General features: G+C 74.7%; 20 protein-coding genes. 11 read left to right on the forward strand and 9 right to left on the reverse strand.

Going from position 1 to position 22,130, the window contains the following annotated elements; translation table 11 throughout:
- Position 1 precedes the first annotated feature (1 nt).
- From lysX to GWJ10_RS07680, 3 genes are read right to left on the reverse strand one after another with little or no spacing between them, the layout of a single operon-like run.
- Positions 2–3,343, reverse strand: a complete 3,342-nt coding sequence (lysX, locus tag GWJ10_RS07670) for a bifunctional lysylphosphatidylglycerol synthetase/lysine--tRNA ligase LysX (RefSeq protein ID WP_163186602.1) — start codon at positions 3,341–3,343, stop codon at positions 2–4.
- Complete coding sequence (locus GWJ10_RS07675) at positions 3,340–4,983, reverse strand: APC family permease (RefSeq protein WP_163186604.1); 1,644 nt, start codon at positions 4,981–4,983, stop codon at positions 3,340–3,342. Before GWJ10_RS07675 ends, lysX begins: the two co-directional genes overlap by 4 nt.
- Before the next feature lie 27 nt (positions 4,984–5,010).
- On the reverse strand, positions 5,011–6,417 hold the full coding sequence (locus GWJ10_RS07680) for a glutamate decarboxylase (RefSeq protein WP_085386818.1): 1,407 nt from the start codon (positions 6,415–6,417) through the stop codon (positions 5,011–5,013).
- A 176-nt stretch (positions 6,418–6,593) separates the two neighbouring features.
- On the opposite strand from GWJ10_RS07680, the gene GWJ10_RS07685 reads away from it, so the two are divergent.
- Together GWJ10_RS07685 and GWJ10_RS07690 are read left to right on the forward strand one after the other, a co-directional pair.
- Positions 6,594–7,256, forward strand: a complete 663-nt coding sequence (locus GWJ10_RS07685) for a TetR family transcriptional regulator (protein WP_163186606.1) — start codon at positions 6,594–6,596, stop codon at positions 7,254–7,256.
- 126 nt (positions 7,257–7,382) lie between these two features.
- Positions 7,383–8,147 carry a glucose 1-dehydrogenase gene (locus GWJ10_RS07690; RefSeq protein ID WP_163186608.1) on the forward strand — a complete coding sequence of 255 codons (765 nt, stop codon included), beginning with the start codon at positions 7,383–7,385 and terminating at the stop codon, positions 8,145–8,147.
- A gap of 69 nt (positions 8,148–8,216) precedes the next feature.
- Here the strand turns inward: GWJ10_RS07690 and GWJ10_RS07695 are convergent, their stop codons facing one another.
- On the reverse strand, positions 8,217–8,600 hold the full coding sequence (locus GWJ10_RS07695; protein WP_163186610.1) for a TraR/DksA C4-type zinc finger protein: 384 nt from the start codon (positions 8,598–8,600) through the stop codon (positions 8,217–8,219).
- A 177-nt stretch (positions 8,601–8,777) separates the two neighbouring features.
- On the opposite strand from GWJ10_RS07695, the gene GWJ10_RS07700 reads away from it, so the two are divergent.
- The 6 genes from GWJ10_RS07700 to GWJ10_RS07725 all read left to right on the forward strand — a co-directional run bounded on the left by GWJ10_RS07700 (position 8,778) and on the right by GWJ10_RS07725 (position 13,432).
- The gene (locus tag GWJ10_RS07700) at positions 8,778–9,707 is read left to right on the forward strand and encodes an NADP-dependent oxidoreductase (RefSeq protein WP_163186612.1); all 930 of its coding nucleotides are present in this window, start codon (positions 8,778–8,780) and stop codon (positions 9,705–9,707) included.
- A 127-nt stretch (positions 9,708–9,834) separates the two neighbouring features.
- Complete coding sequence (locus GWJ10_RS07705; protein WP_034655328.1) at positions 9,835–10,299, forward strand: hypothetical protein; 465 nt, start codon at positions 9,835–9,837, stop codon at positions 10,297–10,299.
- A gap of 152 nt (positions 10,300–10,451) precedes the next feature.
- Complete coding sequence (locus GWJ10_RS07710) at positions 10,452–10,931, forward strand: SRPBCC family protein (RefSeq protein WP_076403944.1); 480 nt, start codon at positions 10,452–10,454, stop codon at positions 10,929–10,931.
- A gap of 123 nt (positions 10,932–11,054) precedes the next feature.
- A complete protein-coding gene (locus GWJ10_RS07715; RefSeq protein WP_163186614.1) occupies positions 11,055–12,299 on the forward strand; it encodes a histidine kinase in 1,245 nt (414 codons plus the stop codon).
- Positions 12,296–12,961, forward strand: a complete 666-nt coding sequence (locus GWJ10_RS07720; RefSeq protein ID WP_163186616.1) for a response regulator transcription factor — start codon at positions 12,296–12,298, stop codon at positions 12,959–12,961. Before GWJ10_RS07715 ends, GWJ10_RS07720 begins: the two co-directional genes overlap by 4 nt.
- 156 nt (positions 12,962–13,117) lie before the next feature.
- Positions 13,118–13,432 (forward strand): SHOCT domain-containing protein, encoded by a 315-nt coding sequence (locus tag GWJ10_RS07725; RefSeq protein WP_163186618.1) that lies wholly within the window; start codon positions 13,118–13,120, stop codon positions 13,430–13,432.
- A gap of 83 nt (positions 13,433–13,515) precedes the next feature.
- On the opposite strand, the gene GWJ10_RS07730 is transcribed toward GWJ10_RS07725, so the two are convergent.
- Both GWJ10_RS07730 and GWJ10_RS07735 read right to left on the reverse strand, forming a co-directional pair.
- Positions 13,516–14,991, reverse strand: coding sequence for a dicarboxylate/amino acid:cation symporter (locus GWJ10_RS07730; RefSeq protein ID WP_061268413.1), 1,476 nt, complete (start codon positions 14,989–14,991; stop codon positions 13,516–13,518).
- Between the two features lie 490 nt (positions 14,992–15,481).
- On the reverse strand, positions 15,482–17,467 hold the full coding sequence (locus GWJ10_RS07735) for a penicillin-binding transpeptidase domain-containing protein (protein WP_241005708.1): 1,986 nt from the start codon (positions 17,465–17,467) through the stop codon (positions 15,482–15,484).
- Between the two features lie 285 nt (positions 17,468–17,752).
- Here GWJ10_RS07735 and GWJ10_RS19805 point away from each other — a divergent pair, with 285 nt between their 5' ends.
- From GWJ10_RS19805 to GWJ10_RS07745, 3 genes are read left to right on the forward strand one after another with little or no spacing between them, the layout of a single operon-like run.
- Complete coding sequence (locus GWJ10_RS19805) at positions 17,753–18,295, forward strand: hypothetical protein (RefSeq protein WP_241005709.1); 543 nt, start codon at positions 17,753–17,755, stop codon at positions 18,293–18,295.
- Positions 18,296–18,329: 34 nt separating this feature from the next.
- On the forward strand, positions 18,330–18,842 hold the full coding sequence (locus GWJ10_RS07740; protein ID WP_163186622.1) for a signal peptidase I: 513 nt from the start codon (positions 18,330–18,332) through the stop codon (positions 18,840–18,842).
- Positions 18,839–19,414: a hypothetical protein gene (locus tag GWJ10_RS07745; protein WP_163186624.1), complete on the forward strand. Its 576-nt coding sequence runs from the start codon at positions 18,839–18,841 to the stop codon at positions 19,412–19,414. Before GWJ10_RS07740 ends, GWJ10_RS07745 begins: the two co-directional genes overlap by 4 nt.
- Before the next feature lie 19 nt (positions 19,415–19,433).
- Here the strand turns inward: GWJ10_RS07745 and GWJ10_RS07750 are convergent, their stop codons facing one another.
- From GWJ10_RS07750 to GWJ10_RS07760, 3 genes are all read right to left on the reverse strand, one after another.
- Complete coding sequence (locus GWJ10_RS07750; protein WP_143311023.1) at positions 19,434–20,132, reverse strand: hypothetical protein; 699 nt, start codon at positions 20,130–20,132, stop codon at positions 19,434–19,436.
- Positions 20,129–21,625: a WXG100 family type VII secretion target gene (locus GWJ10_RS07755; protein ID WP_163186626.1), complete on the reverse strand. Its 1,497-nt coding sequence runs from the start codon at positions 21,623–21,625 to the stop codon at positions 20,129–20,131. Before GWJ10_RS07755 ends, GWJ10_RS07750 begins: the two co-directional genes overlap by 4 nt.
- A gap of 150 nt (positions 21,626–21,775) precedes the next feature.
- On the reverse strand, positions 21,776–22,066 hold the full coding sequence (locus GWJ10_RS07760; protein WP_043652182.1) for a DUF1905 domain-containing protein: 291 nt from the start codon (positions 22,064–22,066) through the stop codon (positions 21,776–21,778).
- Positions 22,067–22,130 lie beyond the last annotated feature (64 nt).

The raw sequence follows: 22,130 nt of genomic DNA on the forward strand, positions 1-22,130 counted from the left end.
GTCAGGACCGGCGCTGCGGCTTCACGAACGGGAAGGCGAGCGTCTCGCGGATCGACGCCCCGATGATCGTCATGTAGATGCGGTCGACACCGAGGCCGAGCCCGCCGGTGGGCGGCATCGCGAACTCGAGCGCCGAGAGGAAGTCCTCGTCGATCTCCATGGCCTCCGGGTCGCCCGCCGCCGCCAGGAGCGACTGCTGCGTGAACCGCTCACGCTGGTCGATCGGGTCGATGAGCTCCGAGTACGCGGTGCCGAGCTCGGCGCCGAACGCGACGAGGTCCCAGCGCTCCGCGAGGCGCGGGTCGCGGCGGTGCACACGGGTGAGCGGCGACGTCTCGACCGGGAAGTCGGTGTAGAACGTCGGCTCGACCGTCTGGCCCTCGACGAGGCGGTCGTACATCTCGTTGACCACCGCACCGTGCGTCTCGTCCTCGCCGACCTCGATGCCGAGCCGGGCGCACAGGGCGTGCAGCTCCGCGTCGGGGGTGTCCGGGGTGACCTCGGCGCCGACGGCGCGCGAGACGGCGTCGTGCACGGTGACGACGGGCCACTCGCCGTCGAGCCGGACCTCGCTGCCGTCGGGCCGGCGCGACACGGCGTCGCCGTGCACCGCGACCGCGGCCGCGACGACGAGCTCGCGCGTGAGGTGCCGCATCGTCGTGTAGTCGCCGAACGCCTGGTACGCCTCGAGCGACGTGAACTCGGGGTTGTGCGTCGCGTCGGCGCCCTCGTTGCGGAAGTTGCGGCCCAGCTCGAAGACGCGCTCGATGCCGCCGATCGCGAGCTGCTTGAGGAACAGCTCCGGGGCGATGCGCAGGTACAGGTCCATGTCGTACGCGTTGATGTGCGTGCGGAACGGCCGCGCGTTCGCGCCCCCGTGCACGCGCTGCAGGATCGGCGTCTCGACCTCGATGAAGCCGCGCTCGACGAGCGACGAGCGCAGCGAGTGCACGGCGGCGGAGCGACCGCGGAGCGTCACGGACGACCGCGTGTCGAGCGCGAGGTCGACGTGGCGCAGGCGCATGCGCGTCTCCGGGTCGGCGAGCCCGCGGAACTTGTCCGGCGGCGCCTTGAGCGACTTCGACGCCATGACCCACGACCCCGCGTGCACGGACAGCTCCCCCGTCCGGCTGCGCGCGACGGTCCCCGTGACGCTCACCTGGTCCGCGAGGTCGACGACGCGGCGCCAGAGCGCGAGGTCGGCGGCGCCGTCGGCGGTGAGCATCACCTGGCGCTCGTGGTTCTCCTCGCGCAGGACGGCGAAGACGACGCCCCCGAGGTCGCGGAGCCGCACGACGCGCCCCGAGACGGACACCTCGTGCCCGAGCAGCAGGTCGTCGACGTCGGCGAGCCGGTGCGTGCGCGGCACGGCCACGGGGTACGCGGGCATGCCGGCCGCCGCGAGCACGTCGAGCTTGGCGCGGCGGGCGCGCTCCTGGTCGGTGAGCCGCCGGGTCGGCACGTCGAGCGCGAGCAGCGCGTCCTCCTGCTCGCGCACGGCGGCACCGAGCGCGGCGTCGGCCGTCGCGACCTGCTGGCTCCCGGTGCCGCCGCGCGCGCCGGGCCACTGCGGCACGAAGCCCTCGGCCTGCCCCGCCGCGAGCGACACGGACGTGAGCTGCGCGGGGGCGGCGTAGCAGAGGTAGCGCGTGCGCCAGCGCGGCTCGTACTTCTGGTTCGAGCGGTACAGCTGGTCGAGCTGCCACCAGCGCGACGCCGTGAGGACGAGGCGGCGCAGGAAGCGCTGGAAGGGGCTCGCCGCGACCGACTCGCCCTGCTCGATCAGGCCGCGGAACATCGCGAAGTTGAGCGAGACCCGGTCGATCGCCATGCCCGCGCCCTCGCTCGCGAGCGTCGAGATCATGAGCTCCGTGACGCCCGGCACCGCGTCGGGAGACCGACGCATGTAGTCGAGCGAGACCCCCTTGCGGCCCCACGGGACGAACGTGAGCAGGCCGCGCGGCGCGCCGTCGCGGTCGTGCGCGGTGACGACGAGCACGCGCGGGTCGCGCGGGCTGCCGAGGCGCTCCAAGGCCATCGAGAAGCCGCGCTCGTCCTCGCCGTGCCGCCACGCGTCGGCGGCCTGCGCGAGCGCCGCGAGCTCGTCCGCCGGGATCTCGCGCTGCCGCCGCAGGCGCACGGTGTACCCCTCGCGCTGGGGCCGCGCGACGGCGTGCCGCACGGGCCGCATCGACGGCGACGCGAGGTCGAAGGACCGCGTCTCGACGATCGCCTCGTCACCCATCGTGAGGACGGCGAGCCCGGCGTCGCGGTAGGCCCGCGCGCCCTTCTCGCTCGCCGAGAGCACGCCGGGCGCCCACCCGTGGCGCCGCGCGTACGCGAGCGTGCGCTCGATCGCGTCGGGCCACGACGCCGGGTCCCCGAGCGGGTCGCCCGCGGCGAGCAGCACGCCGCTCACCACGCGGTACGACACGGCGGCGCGGCCGTCGCCGGAGAAGATCGCGTCGCGGTCGTCGCGCGTCGCGAAGTACTCGAGCGAGTCGTCGCTCGGGTGCTCCAGGAGCAGACGGCGCACGGCGAGCTCCTCGTCCGGGGTGCGTGCGGCGTCGCGCGGGCCGGTCCGCAGGAACACGAGCACCGCGAGCAGCAGCGCGGCGCCCGCGAGCAGGCCGCCGACGAGCGCGAGCCAGCCCGGCGCGCCGCCGTCGATGGCGAACGGCTCCTCGTGCGGCGACAGCCCGACCGAGACGCTCAGGGCCCACCCGAGCCGCGCCGACTGGTCGTCGAGGCTCGACGGCACGACCTGGAGCAGCGCCCACACGACGCCGGTCGCGACGGCGAGGCCGAGCACGAGGACGAGCGCCGCCGTCCACCACGCACCCCGGGCGATGCGGGCGGGGAACGCGTGGCGCGCGGCGACGAGCACCACGACGAGCACGAGCCCGACGAGCCCGCCCGCGTACGCCGTCCAGTGCACGTCGTCGAGCACACCGGCCGCCGGGTCGATCCGGTCGAGCACGATCGCGAGCAGCATGACGAGCGCGGACGGGAGCTGCCAGACGAGGACCACGAACCACAGCGCGGCGCGGCGCCGGCGCAGGAAGCCGCTCGCGACGAGCCCGACCACGACCGCGGAGAAGAGCGACGGGTACGACGGCACGTTCGTGACCGACAGGACCTCGGCGACCGGGCGCTCGGCGTGGTGCGCGACGGGACGGAGGATCAGCGCGACGAGGAGCCACACCGCGTAGACCTCGAGGATCCGGCCGCCCCAGCGCGCGACCGTCTCCGCCCAGGGCGACGCGACGGCGGGCGGCGCTGGAGCGCGCCGTCCGCCGTCCGGGGTGGGCGTCTCGCGCCCGACGGTGCTGGTACCCGTCACGTGGTCTCCTCCGGGTCGCGCGGTGTGCGGGCGGGCGCCGGCGCGGGCTGCGTCGGCGGGTTGACGAGGACGTCGTCGGCGGTCTGCCGCTCCGCCGCGGTACGACGGTCCCACGTGGGGCGCCGCAGCGCGTAGAAGAGGAGCGGCGGGCCGCCGAGCACGACGACGACCCCGGCGACCACGATCGGGTAGGCGGTCTCGGAGAGGCCGCTGAAGCCGGACGGCCGGACGAACGCGAGCACGAACGCGGCCGCGCACGCGACGAACCCCAGACCCGCGACGAACCGCATCGCGGGCGTGCGGTAGGTCCGCACCACGTCGGGCTTGGTGCGCCGCAGCCGGATCGCCGCGGCGAACATGAGCATGTACATGACGAGGTAGAGCGCCGCTGCCATGTCGACCAGCGCGATGAACGCCGTGTTGCCGTTCGGCACGAGGACGAACAGCAGCGCGAGCAGCGTGACGATCCCGCCCTGCACCGCGAGGATCCCGACCTGGACCCCGGCCTTGTTGCGACGCTGGAGCGCGGGCGGGAGCAGGCCGGTCCTGGCCGCGGCGAGCAGGCCGCGCGACGGCCCGGCGATCCACGTGACGACCGACGCGAACGCCCCGAGGGCGATGAGGAGCGAGATGACCGGGGTGCCCCAGCTCATGCCCCAGTGGTCGAAGAACGCCTTGAACGCGAGGTTGATCCCGTCGGTCACGCCGAGCGCGGACTTCGGGACGGCCACGGAGATCGCGAGCGTCGGGAGGATGAAGACACCGAGGATCAGCACGGTCGCGATGGCGATCGAGCGCGGGAAGCCCCGACCGGGGTTGCGCAGGTCGTTCGCGTGCACCGCGTTGACCTCCATGCCCGCGTACGCGAGCACGTTCGAGACGATGAGCACGATGGACGCGATCCCGGTCCACGGCGGGATGACGGCGGACGCCTCGAGCGTCGTCTCCGAGCGCTCGCCGGTGCCGAGCCAGACCGCGCCGAGCACGATGAGCAGGACGGCGGGCAGGATCGTGCCGAAGATGCCGCTCCACGAGCCGACCTTGGCGAACAGGTTGCCGCCGGCGAGCGTGATGAGCGTCGACCCCCAGTACAGGACGAGGATCACGACGGCCGTGTAGAGGCCGTTCTGCGTGAGGCCCGGGTCGCCCACGACGAACGACAGGCTCGCCGCGATGAACGCGATCTGCGTGGGGTACCAGACGACGTTCTGGATCCACTGGAGCCAGATCGCGACGAACCCGGCCCGCTCGCCGAACGCCTCGCGCACCCACGTGAAGACGCCGCCCTTCCAGCCGGTCGCGAGCTCGGCCGCGACGAGCGCCGTCGGGACGAGGAAGAGGATCGCCGGGACGATGAAGAGCGTCACCGAGCCGAGCCCGTACGACGCCATCGCCGGCAGCGAGCGCAGCGACGCGACCACCACCACGGTGAGCATCGCGAGCTGCACGACCGACATGTACGTCGTCGCGCCCGCGGCGGGCGCCCCGATGGCGGGCCCCGCGTGGCCCGGCGGCTGCCGGGAGCCGGGCGACCCGTACGGGTGCGGCTTGACGTGCGCCGCCGTCGGCGCGTGCGTGCCGTCGGCCCGGACGTGCGGTCCCGAGCCTCCGGGCGGATCCTGTGCTGCCCCCTGTGCCATGGTCCGTCCTTCCCGCGGTCGTCCGGGTCAGTGGTGGAAGTTGGAGCGCTGGCCCTCGGTCGGCATCGGGCCGGTGAGGGCGTCGAGGAGCTCGACCTCGTCGCGCAGGTCCGCGAGGAACGCGGACGCCAGGTCGTGGCTGAAGCCGTTGCGCACGACGACGCGCTGGACGGTGAGGTCCGTGAGGTCGTCGGGCATGGGGTACGCGGGCACGAGCCAGCCCTTGGTGCGCAGCCGCTCCGACAGGTGGTAGAGGTCCCAGTTCTTCGTGTGGCCCTCGCGCAGGCGCCACGCGAACACGGGGATGTCCGAGCCGTCGTTCCACAGCTCGAACGCGGGCATCTTCGCGATCTCGCCCGACAGGTAGAGCGCGACGTCGCGCGACGTGCGCTGCACGGCCTCGTAGCCGGTGCGCCCGAGCCGCAGGAAGAGGTAGTACTGGAGGAGCACCTGCGCGCCGGGGCGCGAGAAGTTGAGGGCGAACGTCGGCATGTCCCCGCCGAGGTAGCTCACGCGGAACACGAGGTCCTCCGGCAGCGACTCCGTGTCGCGCCAGACGACCCACCCGAGGCCCGGGTAGACCAGGCCGTACTTGTGGCCGGAGGTGTTGATCGACGCGACGCGGGGGACGCGGAAGTCCCACTCGAGGTCGGGCTGGAGGAACGGGGCGATCATCGCGCCCGACGCGCCGTCGACGTGGATGGGCACGTCCAGGCCGGTGGACTCCTGGATCCGGTCGAGGGCCGCCGCGATCTCGGCGACCGGCTCGTACATGCCGGTGTAGGTCACGCCCATGATGGCGACGACGCCGATCGTGTTCTCGTCCACGTACGTCTCGAGGTCGTGGCCGTCGAGGACCTTGTGGTCCTCGGAGATCGGGACGTAGCGCGCCTCGACCTCGAAGTAGTTGCAGAACTTCTCCCAGCACACCTGGACCGCGCTCGAGAGCACGAGGTTCGGGCGGTCGGTCGGCTTGCCGGCGGCGCGGCGCGCGTGCTGCCAGCGCCGCTTGAGGGCGAGACCGCCGAGCATGCAGGCCTCGGAGGAGCCGATGGTCGACGTCCCGATGGTGTGCTCCGGGTCGGGCGCGTGCCACAGGTCGGCGAGCATCGTCCAGCACCGCGTCTCGACGGCCGCCGTCTGCGGGTACTCGTCCTTGTCGATCATGTTCTTGTCGGCGGCCTCGAGGTACAGCCGCGCAGCGTGCTCGTCCATCCACGTGCCGACGAACGTCGCGAGGTTGAGCCGCGCGTTCCCGTCGAGCATCGCCTCGTCGTGGACGATCTGGTACGCCGTCTCCTGGAGGGACTCGTCCTCAGGGAACCGGAACTTGGGCAGCGCCGTCGCCTCCCCCGGTCTGGCGAAGATCGGGTTGAGCTCGACGACGTCAGGTTCTCCGGTGTGCCTCTCGGCCCGGCGCGTGTTCGTGACCATGTCCGCCCCCTCGGGTTGGTGTGGCCGCGGACCTGCGGCCGCTCTCTCGACGGTACGACCGTGATCCCGGGACCGCCTCTGGGCGGGTGAGATAGGCAACACCTGTTGCTTAAGTGATTGCCTCGGCGTAACGTCGAGGACGACGCAGCGCACGGCACGACGCGGAGGAGGTGGCCGTGGACAAGCGCACCGCCCGCACCGCCGCGGCCCTGCGGACCGCGATCCTCGCGCTCGCCGCGGAGCAGGACGTCACCCGGCTCACGGTGTCCGCCGTCGCGGCCCGGGCGGGGATCAACCGCGTGACGTTCTACGACCACGCGTCGAGCCCGTCCGAGCTCCTCGCGCGCGTGCTCGGCGCCGAGCTCGACGCGATCCGCGACCGTTTCTTCGCCGACGTCCGGGCCGCCGAGACGGCCGACGACGTCGCCGCCCGCTCCCGCGAGGTCGTCGACCACTGGAGCCGCGCGCTCGTCGTGCACGTCGAGGCCCACCTCCCCGTCTACGAGCGCGCGCTGGAGGGCGGCCTCAGCGCGCCGCTGTTCCGGCTGCTCGCCAGCCACGTCACCGGCACGCTCGTCGAGCACCTGCACGCCCACCCGGGCCTCCTGCCGTCGGCCCCGGCCGGCACCTCGGCGGGACTCCCGGCCGAGCCGTCGGCGGGAGCCACGACCACCGCGACGGCCGACGTCGCGGCGCGCGCGTTCGCGACGTACGTCGGCTTCGGCACGGTCGGCGCGCTCGAGGTGTGGCTCGCCACGCCCCCTCCCCGTGACCCCGGGCTCTTCCCGCGGGTCGCCCGAGACGCCCTGCCCGCCTGGTGGACCACGCCGTCGCCCTGACGAGCCGTCCCCTCCGCCGGTCGACCGCGGTCCCCGGCGGGCAGGTGCGCACCACCCGCGCGACGACGCCCCCGCTCACGAGGCGGGCCGACGCCGCCGTGCCCCCGCAAGGAAAGGAGCCCCACCATGGGCAGCACTCCCGGAAGGGTGCAGAACAAGGTCGCGATCGTCACCGGCGGCACCGGCGGCATGGGCGTCACGAACGCGCGCGCGCTCGTCGCCGAGGGCGCGAAGGTCGTGGTCGCGGACCTCGACGACGCGAAGGGCGAGGCGCTCGCGCGCGAGCTCGGCCCCGACGCCCGCTACGTGCACCTCGACGTGACGAGCGAGGACGAGTGGGCGGCCGCCGTCGCGGCCACGCTCGACGCGTTCGGGCGCGTCGACGTGCTCGTCAACAACGCGGGCATCGCCAACGGCGGTCCCATCACGGAGTTCGACGTCGCCGACTGGCGCCGGATCATCGACATCAACCTCACCGGCACGTTCCTCGGGATCCGCGCGGTGTCGCCGATCATGGCGAAGGCCGGCGCGGGGTCGATCATCAACATCTCGTCGGTCGAGGGCATGCGCGGGAGCGCGGGCCTGCACGGCTACGTCGCGTCGAAGTTCGGCGTCCGCGGGCTGACGAAGTCCGTCGCGCTCGACCTCGGCCCGTACGGCGTGCGCGTCAACTCGGTGCACCCCGGGTTCATCTCGACGCCCATGACCGCGTCGCTCAACCCGGACGACCTCCTCATCCCGCTCGGCCGCCCCGCGGCGCCCGAGGAGGTCTCGCGCATGATCGTCTTCCTCGCGAGCGACGAGGCGTCGTACTCGACGGGCTCGGAGTTCGTCGTGGACGGCGGCCTCATCGCCGGCGTCCCGTCGAAGAAGGGCCACGGCCAGCTCTGACCCCGCCGCGGCGGGCCCGGTCGCGGCAGGCCCGGTCGCGGCGGCCCCGGTCGCGGCGGGCCCGGTCGCTCAGTGCACCGCGGCCGCGCACGCGACGCAGGTCCGCGCCGTCGGGCGCGCCTCCAGGCGCCCGGCGGCGATCTGCTGCCCGCACCCCGCGCAGACGCCGTAGGTCCCTGCGTCCAGGCGGGCGAGGGCGGCGTCGACCTCCTCGACCCGCGCGGCCGCGTCGCGCGCGAGCGCGTCCACCTGGGCGCGCTCGAACGCGATCGTCGCGCCGTCGGGGTCGTGCTCGTCGTCCGCGTTGGAGTCGCGCGACGCCTCGACGATGCCCGCGACGTCGGCGCGCAGCGCCCGCAGGCGCTCCGACGCCTCCGCACGCACGGCGAGCAGCCGCTCGCGCGCGGGCCGCGGGTCGAGCGGGTGGTCGGAGCTCTCGAACAGTGTCGTCATCACCCTCCCCAACGCTCGGGACGGGGTGAAACCGTCCCGGACGGGGACTCCTGCCCACGTCCGCCGCATGACAGCGGCGGTCCGCGATGGAAGAGTGGAACCGCCCGGCCACCCCGGGGCCACCGCGCGGACTCGCCCTCGCGGTGGGCGACCGACGGCGAGACCACGGGGGTCGGCATGAGCACGGTCGTCGTCTTCGAGGAGTTCGGCGGGCCCGAGGGCCTGCGGGTCGACGACGAGGAGGTCGGCGCTCCCGGCCCCGGCCAGGTGCGCGTCGCGAACCGCGTCGTCGGCGTCAACCCCGCGGACCTCAAGCGGCTCGCCGGCGCGTTCGGTGGCCGCGTCCCCGGCGTGCTGGGGTTCGAGGCGGCCGGGGTGGTCGACGCCGTCGGGCCAGACGTCCCGGACCTCGCCCCGGGCGACGAGGTCGTGTGGCACGGCACGGGGGCGCAGCGCGAGCTCTCCCTCGTCCGCGCCGACCACGTGCGGCGCAAGCCGTCGTCCGTCCCGTTCGACCAGGCCGCGGTCCTGCCCGTCGCGGCGGCGACCGCGTTCTCCGCGCTCGTGCAGGCCGACACCGGCGAGGGGGACGTCGTGCTCGTGCACGGCGCGAGCGGGGGCGTCGGGTCCGCAGCGGTGCAGATCGCGACCGCGCTCGGTGCCCGCGTCGTCGGGACGGCCTCGCCCGCGAACCACGACTACGTGCGCGACCTCGGTGCGACGCCCGTCGCGTACGGCCCGGGGCTCGTCGACGCGGTCCGCGCGCTGCCCGACGGGCTCGACGAGGTGAGCGTCGTCGTCGACCTCGTCGGTACGGAGGAGACCGTGGCCGCGACCGTCGCGCTGCTGGGCGAGCACCTCTCCCCCGCCGACGCCGACAACGCGCCGAGCGCCGTGACCGTCGTCGGGACGGACGCCTCGCGCGCCGCCGGGATCGCCGACAAGGTCGACGCGAAGGGCGCCCTCGACGAGATGCTCGCGCTCGCGGAGGACGGGCGGCTCCGGGCGGAGATCTCGGCCCGGTTCCCGCTCGCCGAGGCCGCGGAGGCGCTGCGCCTCGTCGCCGAGGGGCACGTGCGCGGGAAGGTCGTCCTCGACGTCGTGTGACGCGACGCGCTCCTTTGTGACGCTGAGCACAAGCTCGCCGCACGAGCCGCGAGATTCCGCGGCTCCCGCCCCGGCGCCCGCTCAATCTTCTTGCGCCCCGCGTGCGCCAGAGTGTGGAATCGTTAGCATGCGTAAGCTTCTTGCCGCCACCGCGGCGCTCTCCTGTGCCCTCCTGCTGGCGTCCTGCGCCTCGCCGACCGACCCGGCGAGCGACGACGCGGCGACCACCCCCGCGACCGAGACCACGACCGAGGCGGCCCCCGAGGTCACGCCGACCGTCGTCGCCGTCACCACGACGTGCAGCACCTTCTACGGCGGCGAGTACTCCGCCGAGCGCCTCGTCACCGAGACGACGCCGCTGCTCGCCACGCCGGACGACGAGGACGCCGCCGCCGCGATCTACACGACGCGCGAGCGCATCGCCGCGGTGCAGAACTTCGCCGACCCGGAGCTCCAGGAGAACCTCAACGGGATCAAGGCCCCCTTCGAGGCAGCCGTCCAGGGCGAGACGGTCAGCACGTCGAAGCTCCAGGAGTCGCTCGACGCGTTCCGCGCCCAGTGCGTCGAGGCCGGGTACGCGTTCGCGTCCTGACGCCACGCGCCGCGGTCCGGACGGCCCGTCCCTCGTCGAGGGACGGGCCGTCCTCGCGTCCGGGCCGCTCGAGCACGGGGGCGCGCCGGTGCCGGGCTCGTCGCGACCTGAGGCGGGCGGCGAGGCGCCGCCCGGCGTGGGAGCATCCGACCATGCCCGTCGTCGAGTCCTCGCTCGTGGTCCCCGTCGACCCCGCGACGGCGTTCGCCGTCTCGCAGACGACGGGCGCCGTCCGCCTGCGCTGGGACCCCTTCATCCGCCACCAGCACTTCCTCGACGGCGCGACCGCGCCCGCGAAGGGCGTGCAGACCTTCACCCGGCACCGCAGCGGGCTGTCCATGGTGAGCGAGTACGTCTCGTACAACCCGCCGACCAACGTCGGCATGCGCATGGTCCGCGGGTCGTGGTTCTTCGAGAACCTCGCGGGCGGCTGGCGCTTCGCGCCCGACCCGGGCGGCGGCACGCGCGCGACGTGGCGCTACAGCTTCCGCTGCCGGCCGCGCTGGCTCGCCCCGGTCGCCGAGCGTGTCGGGTCGTGGGTGCTCCAGCGCGACGTCGACCGGCGCATCGCCGGCTTCGCGCGCGGGTGCGCCGACCCGGTCGTGCTCGACGCGGTGCACGACGGCGCCTGACGCCCGCGCCTCCGTCCGCCGCCGCGCGGCACCCCGGGGCCACGCGACCCGGCACCCCGAGACGACGTCGCGCGGCACCCCGGTCGGACGCGGCCCGGCCGCGCGCGGCGTAGCGTGCGACGCATGGGCCCGCTCGACCGCCGCCGCCCCCGGGCGTTCCTCGCCGTGGTGCTCGCGGTGGTCACGGTCGTCGGTTCCGTGGGCGCGACGCACGGCCAGCCCGGTGCCCGGCCGCTCGACGCCGCGGCGCTCGCGCTCCTCCTCGTGCCCCCGCTCGCCCTCGTGCTCCTCGTGCGGTGGCCGGTCGTCGCCGTCGTCGTGTCCGTGGGTGCGGCGGGCACGTTCCTCGTCGCCGGGTACGGGTGGGGCCCGGTGCTCGCCGGTCCCGTGGGCGTGCTCGTGGGGGTGCTGCTCAGCGGACCCGCGGTGCGCGCGCGCCGGGTCGCGTGGGGCGGGGCGGTGCTCCTGGCGGGCGCGGTCGTCACGGCGGCGGCGCTCCGCCCGGACGCGCCGCCCCCGGCGACGCTGCTCGGCGGGACGGCGTGGACCGTCGTCGTGCTGCTCGTCGCCGGGACGGTCCGCGACCGGTCCGCGCGCCTCGCCGCGGCTCGCGAGGCCGAGCGCCTGGCGCGCGCCGAGCGGGAGCGGACCGCCGTCGCCGACGAGCGCCTGCGGATCGCGCGCGAGGTCCACGACGTGCTCGCGCACTCGCTGTCCGCGATCACCGTCCAGGCGGGCGTCGGCCTGCACCTGCTCGACCGCGACCCCGAGCAGGCCCGCGGTGCGCTCATCGCGATCCGCGCCGCGAGCACGGAGGCGCTCGACGAGGTGCGCGCCGTGCTGGGCGTCGTGCGCGACGACGCGGGCGACGACGGCGCGCCCCTCGCGCCGACGTGGGACCTCGCGGCGCTCCCCCGGCTCGTGCGGCAGGCGGAGAGCGGTGGGCTCACGGTCGCGCTCGACATCGACCCGGCCGCCGCGGGACTGCCCGACCGGCTCGCGGGCGTCGTCTACCGCGTGGTGCAGGAGTCGCTGACCAACGTGCGCCGGCACGCGCACGGCGCCACGCGGGCGGACGCGCGGGTCGCGGTGCGTCCCGCGCCGCACGGCGCGGTGACCGTGACCGTGACCGACGACGGCGCTGCCCCGGGCGCCGAGCCGGAGCCGGGCTACGGCCTGCGGGGCATGCGCGAGCGCGTCGAGAGCGTCGGCGGGTCGCTCGCCGCCGGCCCGGCGCCGTCCCCCTCTGGACGTGGCTTCCGCGTGCGGGCAGTCTTTCCCTGGCCGGGCTCCCCGCCCGGACCGGGCACCCCCGGACGGTCCGACGCGGCCGACGACGCACCGCCGCAGCGCGAGGAGGCACCGTGATCGACGTCGTGCTGGCCGACGACCAGGCGCTCGTGCGGGGTGGCTTCCGCGCGCTCATCGACTCCGAGGACGACATGCGCGTCGTCGCGGAGGCCGCGACCGGCGACGACGCCGTCCGCCTCGCGCTCGAGCACCTGCCCGACGTCGTGCTCATGGACATCCGCATGCCCGGTCTCGACGGCCTGGAGGCGACGCGGCGGATCGTCGCAGACCGGGCGGCGTCGCACGTGCACGTCGTGGTCGTCACGACGTTCGAGCTCGACGAGTACGTGACCGACGCGATCCGCGGCGGCGCGAGCGGCTTCCTCGTCAAGGACACCGAGCCCGTCGACCTCGTCCGGGCGGTGCGCGTCGCGGCGCGCGGCGACGCGCTGCTCTCGCCCACCGTGACCCGGCGGCTGCTGTCGCGGGTCGCGGACGCGACGCGCGCCGTCGGGCCCGTGCGCGGTGTCGAGGAGCTCACGCCGCGCGAGCGCGAGGTGCTCGTCGAGGTCGCGGGCGGGCTGTCGAACGAGGAGATCGCCGGATCGCTCGTCCTGTCGGAGTCGACCGTGAAGACCCACGTCTCGCGGGTCATGGCGAAGCTGGGCGCGCGGGACCGGGCACAGCTCGTCGTCGCGGCGTACGAGTCGGGCGTCGTCCGTCCGGGCTGGGCGGGCTGAGCCCCCGACCGACCGTCGCGGGCGGCACCGGGGGACGAGCGAGGTCGGCACGCCCGGGTGACGACGCGGCGTCGGGCGGGCGCGAGCCTGGGGGTGCGGCCGGCGGACGGCCGCCCTTGCCGGGACCGGCGAGGCGCACCGACACCGGAGGTCGTCATGCTCACCGCACTCACCGGGGCGGCCGGCGCGCTCCCCACGGACGCCGTCGCGTCGTGGGGGCACGCCGGCTGGGGGCCCGGGCCGTGGTGGTTCGTGTTCCCCCTGCTGTGGTTCCTGCTCTTCGCGTCCGTGGTCTTCCTGCTCGCCCGCCGCGCGCGGCGCGGCTGGGGCCCGGGCGGTCCCGGCGGCTGGCGCGCCCCCGGCCCTGACCCGGTCGCGATCCTCGGCGAGCGGTACGCGCGCGGCGAGATCGACGAGCAGGAGTACCGCTCGCGCCTCGCCGTCCTGCGCGAGGGCCACCCCCACCCCTGACGCCGAGAACGACGTTGCTGCCGTCATCCCGCGGACAACGGCAGCAACGTCGTGCTCGACGGCGAGGGATCGCCTGGTCGGCGTCAGGCGGAGGCGCCCACGCGCTCCTTGGTGCCCGACGGCGTGGCCTCCCCGGTCTCGGCCGGTGCCGGGGACTCCGCGGTCGCCTCGGACGACGCGTCGTCGTCCTCGTCCACGAAGAGATCCTCGGCGGTGGCGGCCTCGTACTGCTCGAGGTCGAGGATGCCCTCGCGCTTCGCCACGATCGTGGGCACGAGCGCCTGGCCCGCGACGTTGACCGCGGTGCGGCCCATGTCGAGGATCGGGTCGATCGCGAGCAGCAGGCCCACGCCCGCGAGCGGCAGGCCCACGGTCGAGAGCGTGAGGGTCAGCATGACGATCGCGCCGGTGAGGCCCGCGGTCGCGGCGGAGCCGACGACGGACACGAACGCGATGAGCAGGTAGTCGGTGATCGACAGGTCGATGCCGAAGATCTGCGCGACGAAGATCGCCGAGATGGCCGGGTAGATCGAGGCGCAACCGTCCATCTTGGTGGTCGCGGCCAGCGGCACGGCGAACGACGCGTACTCGCTCGGCACGCCGAGGTTGCGCTCGGTGACGCGCTGCGTCACGGGCAGCGTGCCGATCGAGGAGCGCGAGACGAACGCGAGCTGGATCGCGGGCCACGCGCCGCGGAAGTAGCTCGAGATCTTCAGGCCGTTGGTGCGCAGCAGGATCGGGTAGACGACGAACAGCACGACCGCGAGGCCGACGTAGATCGCGACGGCGAACCACGCGAGCGACGCGAGCGACGTCCAGCCGTACGCCGCGATGGCGTAGCCGATCAGGCCGGCGGTGCCGATCGGCGCGAGGCGGATGATCCACCACAGCACCTTCTGCACGATCGCGAGCGCGGAGCGGTTGAACGCGAGGAACGGGTCCGCCTTCTTGCCCGACTTGAGCGCGGCGATGCCGATCACGAGCGCGACGACGAGGATCTGCAGGACGTTGAAGTTCACCGAGGTCTCGGCGGCACCCGTCAGCGCGCCGTCGTCCCCGGTCGTCAGGCGGGTCGACGCCCCGAGGCCCAGGACGTTGCCCGGGATGAGGCCGGTGAGGAAGTCGAGCCACGTGCCGGTGCGGCCGGCCTCGTAGGCGTCGTCGACGGACACCGAGGCGTTCTGGCCCGGGTTGAACAGCAGGCCCAGGCCGATGCCGACGGCCACGGAGATCGCCGCGGTGATGGCGAACCACAGGAGCGTCTGGCCGGCGAGGCGCGCGGCGTTGGTGACGGTGCGCAGGTTCGCGATCGACGCGACGATCGCCGTGAAGATGAGCGGCGGGACGACGGCCTTGAGCAGCGTGACGAACGAGGAGCCGACGGTGTCGAGCGTCGTGGTCAGGCCGTTGGGAACCTCGCCGGCCGCGTCCTGCGGGCCCATGGCGAGGGCGAGGGCACCGAGGCCGACGCCGACCGCGAGGCCCAGCAGGATCTGGACGCTGAACGAGGGGAACCGGCGCTTCTTCGTGGCGGGTGCGGCGGCCGGGGCCTGGCTCACCTGCTGCGAGCCGGCCTTGGAGGAGGCCGGTGAGGGGGTCGAGGACACGGGGGACCTTTCGGGTGTCGCGGGCGCACGAGCGCCCGCTCTCGGGAGAGGGGCTCGGGACGTCGTCGCGGGGCGCCGGCAGCAGCGCGGCCCGGGCAGGGACGCAGGCACGGAGGTGGCCTGCGGCCTGACGGGGGCGCGCCACGCGCGTCAGCGGCTCAGGTCGCGAGGCGACCCGGGGTCCTGACGGGTGTGCGGAGACGGGGAGGCGTCAGCGGCGACGGGGGGTCAGCGACACAGCGCGCTGGCGACTCGACGGAGGTCGACGTCGCGGCGCTGGGTGAGCTGCCAGGCAGGCACGCTGACGAACACGGAGGTTCTCCCGGAACGGTGGGTTCTCGCTGGACGCAGGCATACGGACGCCCGCGGCAACCGATCATACCCGCTCGTGGACAACCGTCCGGCGGCCGGACCTATTCCGGCCGCCGCGGAGCGGCGGGCGTCAGGCGTTCGGCGCGTCGAGGAACGCGTGCATGAGCGGCCCCGCCGTGACGGCGCCGCCCTCGCCCGTCTCGACGAACACGGCGACCGCGAGGTCGCCCTGCGTCGCGATCATCCACGCGTGGGACTGGCTGCCGTCGCCGTACTGCGCCGTGCCCGTCTTCGCCCCGGGCTCGCCCGGGAGGTCCTGGAGGATCGACGCCGAGCCGTCCGTGACGACGCCGCGCATGAGCTCGCGCAGCGTCGCCGCCTCCTGCTCGGTGAGGGTCGAGGCGGGCTGCTCCTCGGCGACGGTCTGCACGTCCGGGTGGACGAGGACCGGGGCCACCGTGCGCCCGGCGGCGACGCTCGCGGCGACCGTCGCCATCGCGAGGGGCGACGCCTGGACCTTGCCCTGCCCGATCATCGACGCGGCGTGCTCGGTGCCCTGCGAGTCCGTCGGGACGTCGCCGAAGAACGCGGGCGCGCCGAGCTCGGACTCGACGCCCAGGCCGAGCGAGGCCGCGGCGTCGTGCAGCGCCTGCTGCGACACGGCCTCCCGCTGCCCGATCATCGCGGTGTTGCACGAGTTCGCGAACGCCGTGCGCAGCGGCACGTCGCCGAGCGCGGCCGTCGGGTACCCGGGCACGTTCTGGAACTCGCGGCCCTCGACGGTCAGCGTGGGCGGGCAGGAGACGGTCGTGTCCGGGGTGAGGCCCGCGCGCAGCATCGCGAGCGTCGTCGCGACCTTGAACGTCGACCCGGGCGCGTACTGGCCCGTCGTGGCGGTCGAGAGCCCCTCGCCCGCGGTCGAGCTCGCCGCCGCGAGGACGGAGCCCGTCGAGGGCTGGATCGCGACGATCGCGCTCGGCCCCTGCCCGGCGAGCACGGTCTCGGCGGCGACCTGCATGTCCGGGCGCAGCGTCGTGCTCAGGGGCACACCGTCCACGGGCTCGACCGAGAACACCTCCGTCGGCTCCGCGTCCGCGTCCGCCTCGCCCGGCACGACCTCGATCGACAGGCCCGGCACGCCGCGGAGCTGCTCGTCGTACTGCCGCTGGAGGCCCGAGATCCCGACCTGGTCGCCCGCGGCGACCGCGCCCTCCGACTCCTCGACGATCTCCGCCGTCGCCTCGCCCACGCGCCCGAGCAGGGGACGCGCGAACTCGCGCGTCGGGGCGAGGGGGATCGCGTCGTCGATCACCGCGACGCCCTCGATGCCGCGCGCCGCGTCGACGTCGACGCCCGCGGTGTCCTCCGCGCGGACGGTGATGGCCTCGACGAACGCCTTCTCCCCGGCGCCTGCGACGCGCTGCGCGTACTCCTCCGGGTCCAGCCCGACGACGCCCGCGAGCGCCCGCGCCGCGCCGTCCCACTGGGCGGAGCCCACGCGCGTCTTGTCGACGCCGATCCGGTAGACGGGACGGTCCTCGACGATGGGGACGCCGTCGGCGCCGAGGATGCCCGCGCGGACCGCCGGCACGCGACTCACCGCGAGCCGGCCGCCCTGGCCGAGCTCGGGGACGAGCACGTCGGGCTCCCACACGACGTCCCAGGCGCCCGGGCCGTCCTCCCCCTCGCCCGGCTCCGCGAACGTGAGCTCCGCCGTGGTGGTGTACTCCCAGGCCTGGTCGCCCCCGACCTCCCAGCGGTAGGCGAGCGTCGCCGTCGCGCGGTCGCCCGCGTCGTCGCCCTCCTCGTCGACGTCCACCGACTTCACCTCGACCGTGCGCTCGTACGGCGCGAGCGGCTCGAGCACCGCCTCCAGGTGGCCCTGGACGTCCTTCGCGGCGCCGTTGCGGAACTCCAGCGCGCTCACGTCGCCGGCCTGGATGGCGTCGGCGAGCGCGGCCGCGGCGTCGGACGCCTCCGGGCGGTCGGGCGTGCACGCCACGAGGGGCAGGGCGAGGACGGGGACGAGCGCCGCGGCCGTCGTCCAGCGGGCGGCCCTCCCGCGCCACCGGCCGTGCGTGCCGGACCGACCGTGGCCGTGCGCGACGCTGCTCACTCGTTGTGCTCCCCTGCTCCGTGCCGTTCGGGACGAGACGGACGCTACCCGACGGCACCGACGCCGTCGGCACCGACGGACGGACCGGCCCGGTTCGTCCGCCGCTTCTTCACCTCCCACAACTTCTCCCACGTCCCGCGGAGCCGCGACGCGCTCCCCTTCCCCGCACGCTCGCCCGGTCTTTGCGCAGGTGTGCGGGCGCGCGCCGCGATCCCGGGCTGATCCTGCGCTTTTCCTGAGGAACAGGTGCGCCAGAGTTGAGGAGGACTCCGTACTTTTCGAGTCATGACTCTCCACACCCCCGAGACGACCCCCGCCCCGCGCCGCGACAAGCGCCGCGCCTTCGCCGCCTTCGGGCTGGCGGCACTCGCCGTCGGCGGCATCGGGGCGGCGCTCACCAGCGCCGCCTGGACCGACAACGCGTTCTTCGCGGCGCCCGCGACGGCCGCGACCTTCGACCTCCAGGGGTCGCTGGACGGGACGACCTGGAAGGACTCGGCCGACCCGGACGCCATCGAGCTCGTCGTGCCGTCGGACGCGCTCACGAACCTCCTGCCCGGCCAGACGCGCACGATCGACCTGTGGGTGCGCAACGAGAGCTCGGTGAAGGCCGCGCTGACGTCCAGCGTCCGCTTCGCCTCGGGCTCGACCTTCACCACGAACCCCTCCGCCTCCGTCTCCGGCCTCGCCACGACGCTCGACGCCACCGGCGGCACGTCCAGCGACCAGTTCCGGCTCACCGTCACGGCGCCGAGCGACTGGGCGCCGTCGAACCAGGGGGCCACCGGGACGCTCGTCGTCACGGTCTCCGCCACCGCGACGGCCTGACCCGACGCCGGACGCAGGAGGAGGAGAACCACCGATGCAGGTACTGCGGCGCGGGGCCGTCCTCGTCCTGTGGGTCCTCGCCGCCTTCGGGCTGGTGTGCGGGGCGGTGTGGGGCGCGACCGCGGCCGGCCTCATCAAGCCCCTCGTCGTGATCTCCGGATCGATGGAGCCGGGGATCATGACGGGCGACCTCCTGGTCGCCCGGCCGGTCCCGGCGGCCGACCTGGCCGTCGGCGACGTGGTGAGCCTGCCCAGCGAGCTGACCGGCGACCTGGTGACCCACCGCGTCGAGGCCGTCGAGCAGACGGGCGACGACCGGTACACGGTCAGCATGAAGGGCGACAACAACGCCTACGCGGACGCCCTGGACTACACCGCCTCGGGCGACGTCTGGAAGCCCGCGGTCCAGCTCGCCGGCTGGGGCACCGCGATCGTGCGTCTGACGACCCCCGCCGTGGCAGTCCCCCTCCTCGTCGGCCTGCTCGGCCTGCTCGGCCTCACCCTGCTCGTCCCGCCCGCACCGCGGCGCGTGCCGGTCCACCGGTGACCGGCACCCGGACCGGCCGGAGGGCCGGCGGGACCGCCGGTCCCACGGCCGGGCGCCGCACGCTGAGCCTGCTCCTCGCGGTCCTGACCCTCGTGACGGTGTCGTGGTGGGGGGTCGCCCACGCGGCCGTCGAGCCCACGACGGCCGCGTGGACGGACCAGGCCCAGGCCGCCGCGCCCGTCTCCGCCGGCCGGTGGCAGACGACGACGGCCGGCACGTGCGTCGCGCGCGGCGAGGGACGCACCGTCCTCTCCGGCTGCACGGTCCGCTCGATCTCGTTCGAGACGTGGGGCGAGCCGGGGAGCCAGGTCCGCAACTACTACGTGGCCTTCACCGTGCCCGCGGGCACGCGGTCGGTGTCCTTCGACGTCGACCTCCGGGCCGCGACCGGCCAGGAGACCTCGTGGCGGTGGAGCGGCGCCCACGTCGTCGCCGGGGGCCAGTTCACCCCGCAGCAGGGCTGGACCTGCGCCGACCTGCCGCGCGTGCGCGGGGAGGGCGCCGACTGGCAGAACCCGATCTACTTCCAGGTCGCCGAGCAGGGCGGCGGGGGCACGTCGGCCTGCCCGTGACGCGCGTCCGCCGTGGACGTCAGTCCGGCGTGACCGGGCTGATGACGTACCAGAGGCGCACCGACGCGTCGCCCCCCGGCCCGGGCTCGTGGCTGATCTGCACGGACGTCTCGACGTCGCCGTTCGACCCGTTGATGCCCGTGCGGGCCCGCGTCCCGCCCGCGCGCGACGCGTCGAGCGACGCAGGCAGCTCGTCGAGCCACCGGTCGACCTGCGACCGGGGGAAGCCCAGCACCTGCGCGTCGGCCACGAGCTGGTCGTGCACGGCCTGCCCGCCGGAGAGCGTGCGGAACACGTTGATCGCGCTCACGTACCCGCGGCGGGGCTGGATCGTCAGCTCCTCGGCCGTCGTGGTCCACGTGCCGTCGGGGAGCGTCAGCTCGACCTCGGCCGCGCCGTCCGGCACCTGCACGACGGCCATCGACTCGCCCAGCCCGACGGACTCCGCGGTGATCGGCCTGCTCACGTCCCAGCGCACGGTCTCGCCCCTCTCGATGTCGTCGATCGTCGTCGCGCCCGTCGCGCCCCCGCCGCCCGACGACGTCGGGCCGCCCGGGGCCGTCGTCCCGCCCGGTCCGGTGGCCGCGTCGTCCGGGTCGCCGAACGTCACGGTGCACCCCGTCAGCACGAGAGACCCGGCGAGCGCCCCCGCGAGCAGGACCGCGGCGACGCCGGCCCTCGGCGCCGTCCCGTGCGCGCGACGGAACCCCCGGCTCACTGGTCCACGTCCACGTCCCACTCGGTCAGTCTGTCAAGGATGCGCCCGATGCGGGCGGGGTTGGTGAGCCGGTAGTCGGCGATCCGGTCCGAGACGTCGGTGCCGATGATCTGCGCCGCCTGGTCCGGGTGCTGCGTGACGAGCTGCTGGTAGGCGGGCAGCGTGTCGTTCGAGATGTACTCCCAGCGGGTCGCCTGGTCGGCGATGTTCCCGCCCGGCAGCGGCGTCTCCACGGTCACGGTGCCCTGCACCGGGTTGTCGAACGTGATGCCCGTGAACGGGATCCCGAGGTTCTCCGGGCCGGGCGTCTCGACGCTCACCGTGAAGGGGTCGTGCTGCGCGTACGTGCCCGCGCCGGGGATCGACGGCTCGCCGACGAGCGTCATGAGGTACGTGAACGCCTCGCCCGTGACCGGGTGGTCGCGCATGGTCTGCCAGTCGTCGGCGATGATCTGGTTCTGCTCGCGCCACAGCAGGGCGGTGTTGCCGTCCGCGAGCGCCTGCGCGTCGCCCGCCCGGCCGGCCTCGACGTCCGCCCACGCCTGGTACGCGGCGCCGTCGATGACGCCGGCCTCGAGCAGCCGCTCCATCTCCTCCAGACCACCGTTCAGGTACGCCTCGTGCATGACGGCCTGGTCCACGAAGATCTCGCGCTGCATCGACAGGAACTGGTTCTCGTAGAAGCCGAGCTCGGCGTCCGACATCGTCGCGATCGCCTCGAGCGCCGCCCGGTCGACGCCGGGCGGCAGCGCCCGGGCGCCGCTCGCGACGCCCTGCGCGAGCTGCCGCATCATGTCGAGGTCGAAGAACCCGGCGGCGAACGACGGCCCGATCATCGCGGCCATGCCTGCCCACTGCATCCACGGGTTGTCCAGGTAGAGCTCGCCGTAGTACGTGTAGACGCTCTCGATGATCTCCCGGTTGGCGGACGCCCCCGCGGACGGGTCCCAGTCGGCGAAGTCGAACCCCGCCTCGCCCGCCGCGACGCGCGTCCAGTGCGTGACGGCGAGCTCCGCGAACCCCGGGGAGTCGGGGTCGACGCCGAGGCGCACCATCTGGTCGTAGAGCGCCGCGACCTGCGCGTCCGTCGCGTTCTCGAGCCACGCGGCGCGCTCGCCCGCGTCCATCGCGGCGTACTCGCCAGGCGTCGGCGTGGGGACGGTCTGCTGCGGCCCGCCCGGGCCGGACGTGGGTGCGCCGCCCGGGCCCGCGAGGGCGCCGCCGTCGGCGCTCGCCGACTCCTGCTGGTCGGCGTCCGTGGCGAGGCGGTCGGCCGCGGCGTCGAGGAGGCTCGCGGTGCCGGTGAGCGAGGGCCCGAGCGTGCTGGCCCACGCGCTGCGGAACTGCGCGGCGTCGGGCCCGTCCCACCGGGTCGCGGCCTCGACGACGGCCGCCACCTGCGCGCGATGGGTCCGCAGCGCGTCGGCGCCGGAGCGCAGGCCGGACGCGAGCGCGCGCAGCGCACGGACGTCGGCGCCCCACATCCCGCTCATGCCGTCCCCTCCCGCCCCTGCGCGTCCCCTCACGCGCACGCGTCGACGCCTTCGTCCTCGACGGTCGCACGCCGACGGTACGCGGCCGGGTCGGCCGCCGCGATGGGGACAACTGCCCATGCCCGGACAGGGCGGGCGCGGCGGCGCGCCTCAGCTCAGGCGGCGCTCCAGCCGCACCACCACCGTGTCACCGACGTCCTTGCCGAGGCGCTTGCGCACGCCGGCGTTGAGCGACAGCATCAGCCCGCCCGACCCGGTCGGCATGAGCCCCACGTTGCGCAGCGCGACGTCGTCGACGGTCGCGTCCACGCGGACCGCGCGCAGCGACCCGAAGAGCTCGCGCGCCCCGGGCACCTCCACGCAGGGCCACGTGTCGCCCTTGACGTCGACGCCGACGGGCGCGGTGAACGTGTGGTCGAGGAGGACGGGCTCGAACGGCATGGGAGTGCTCCGGTGGGTCGTGCGGTCGTGGTCGGGGGGTCTGACCGGCCGAGGGCCGAGAACT

Origin of the sequence: Cellulosimicrobium sp. SL-1 (assembly GCF_011033075.1) — a bacterium.
Taxonomy (GTDB): domain Bacteria; phylum Actinomycetota; class Actinomycetes; order Actinomycetales; family Cellulomonadaceae; genus Cellulosimicrobium; species Cellulosimicrobium funkei.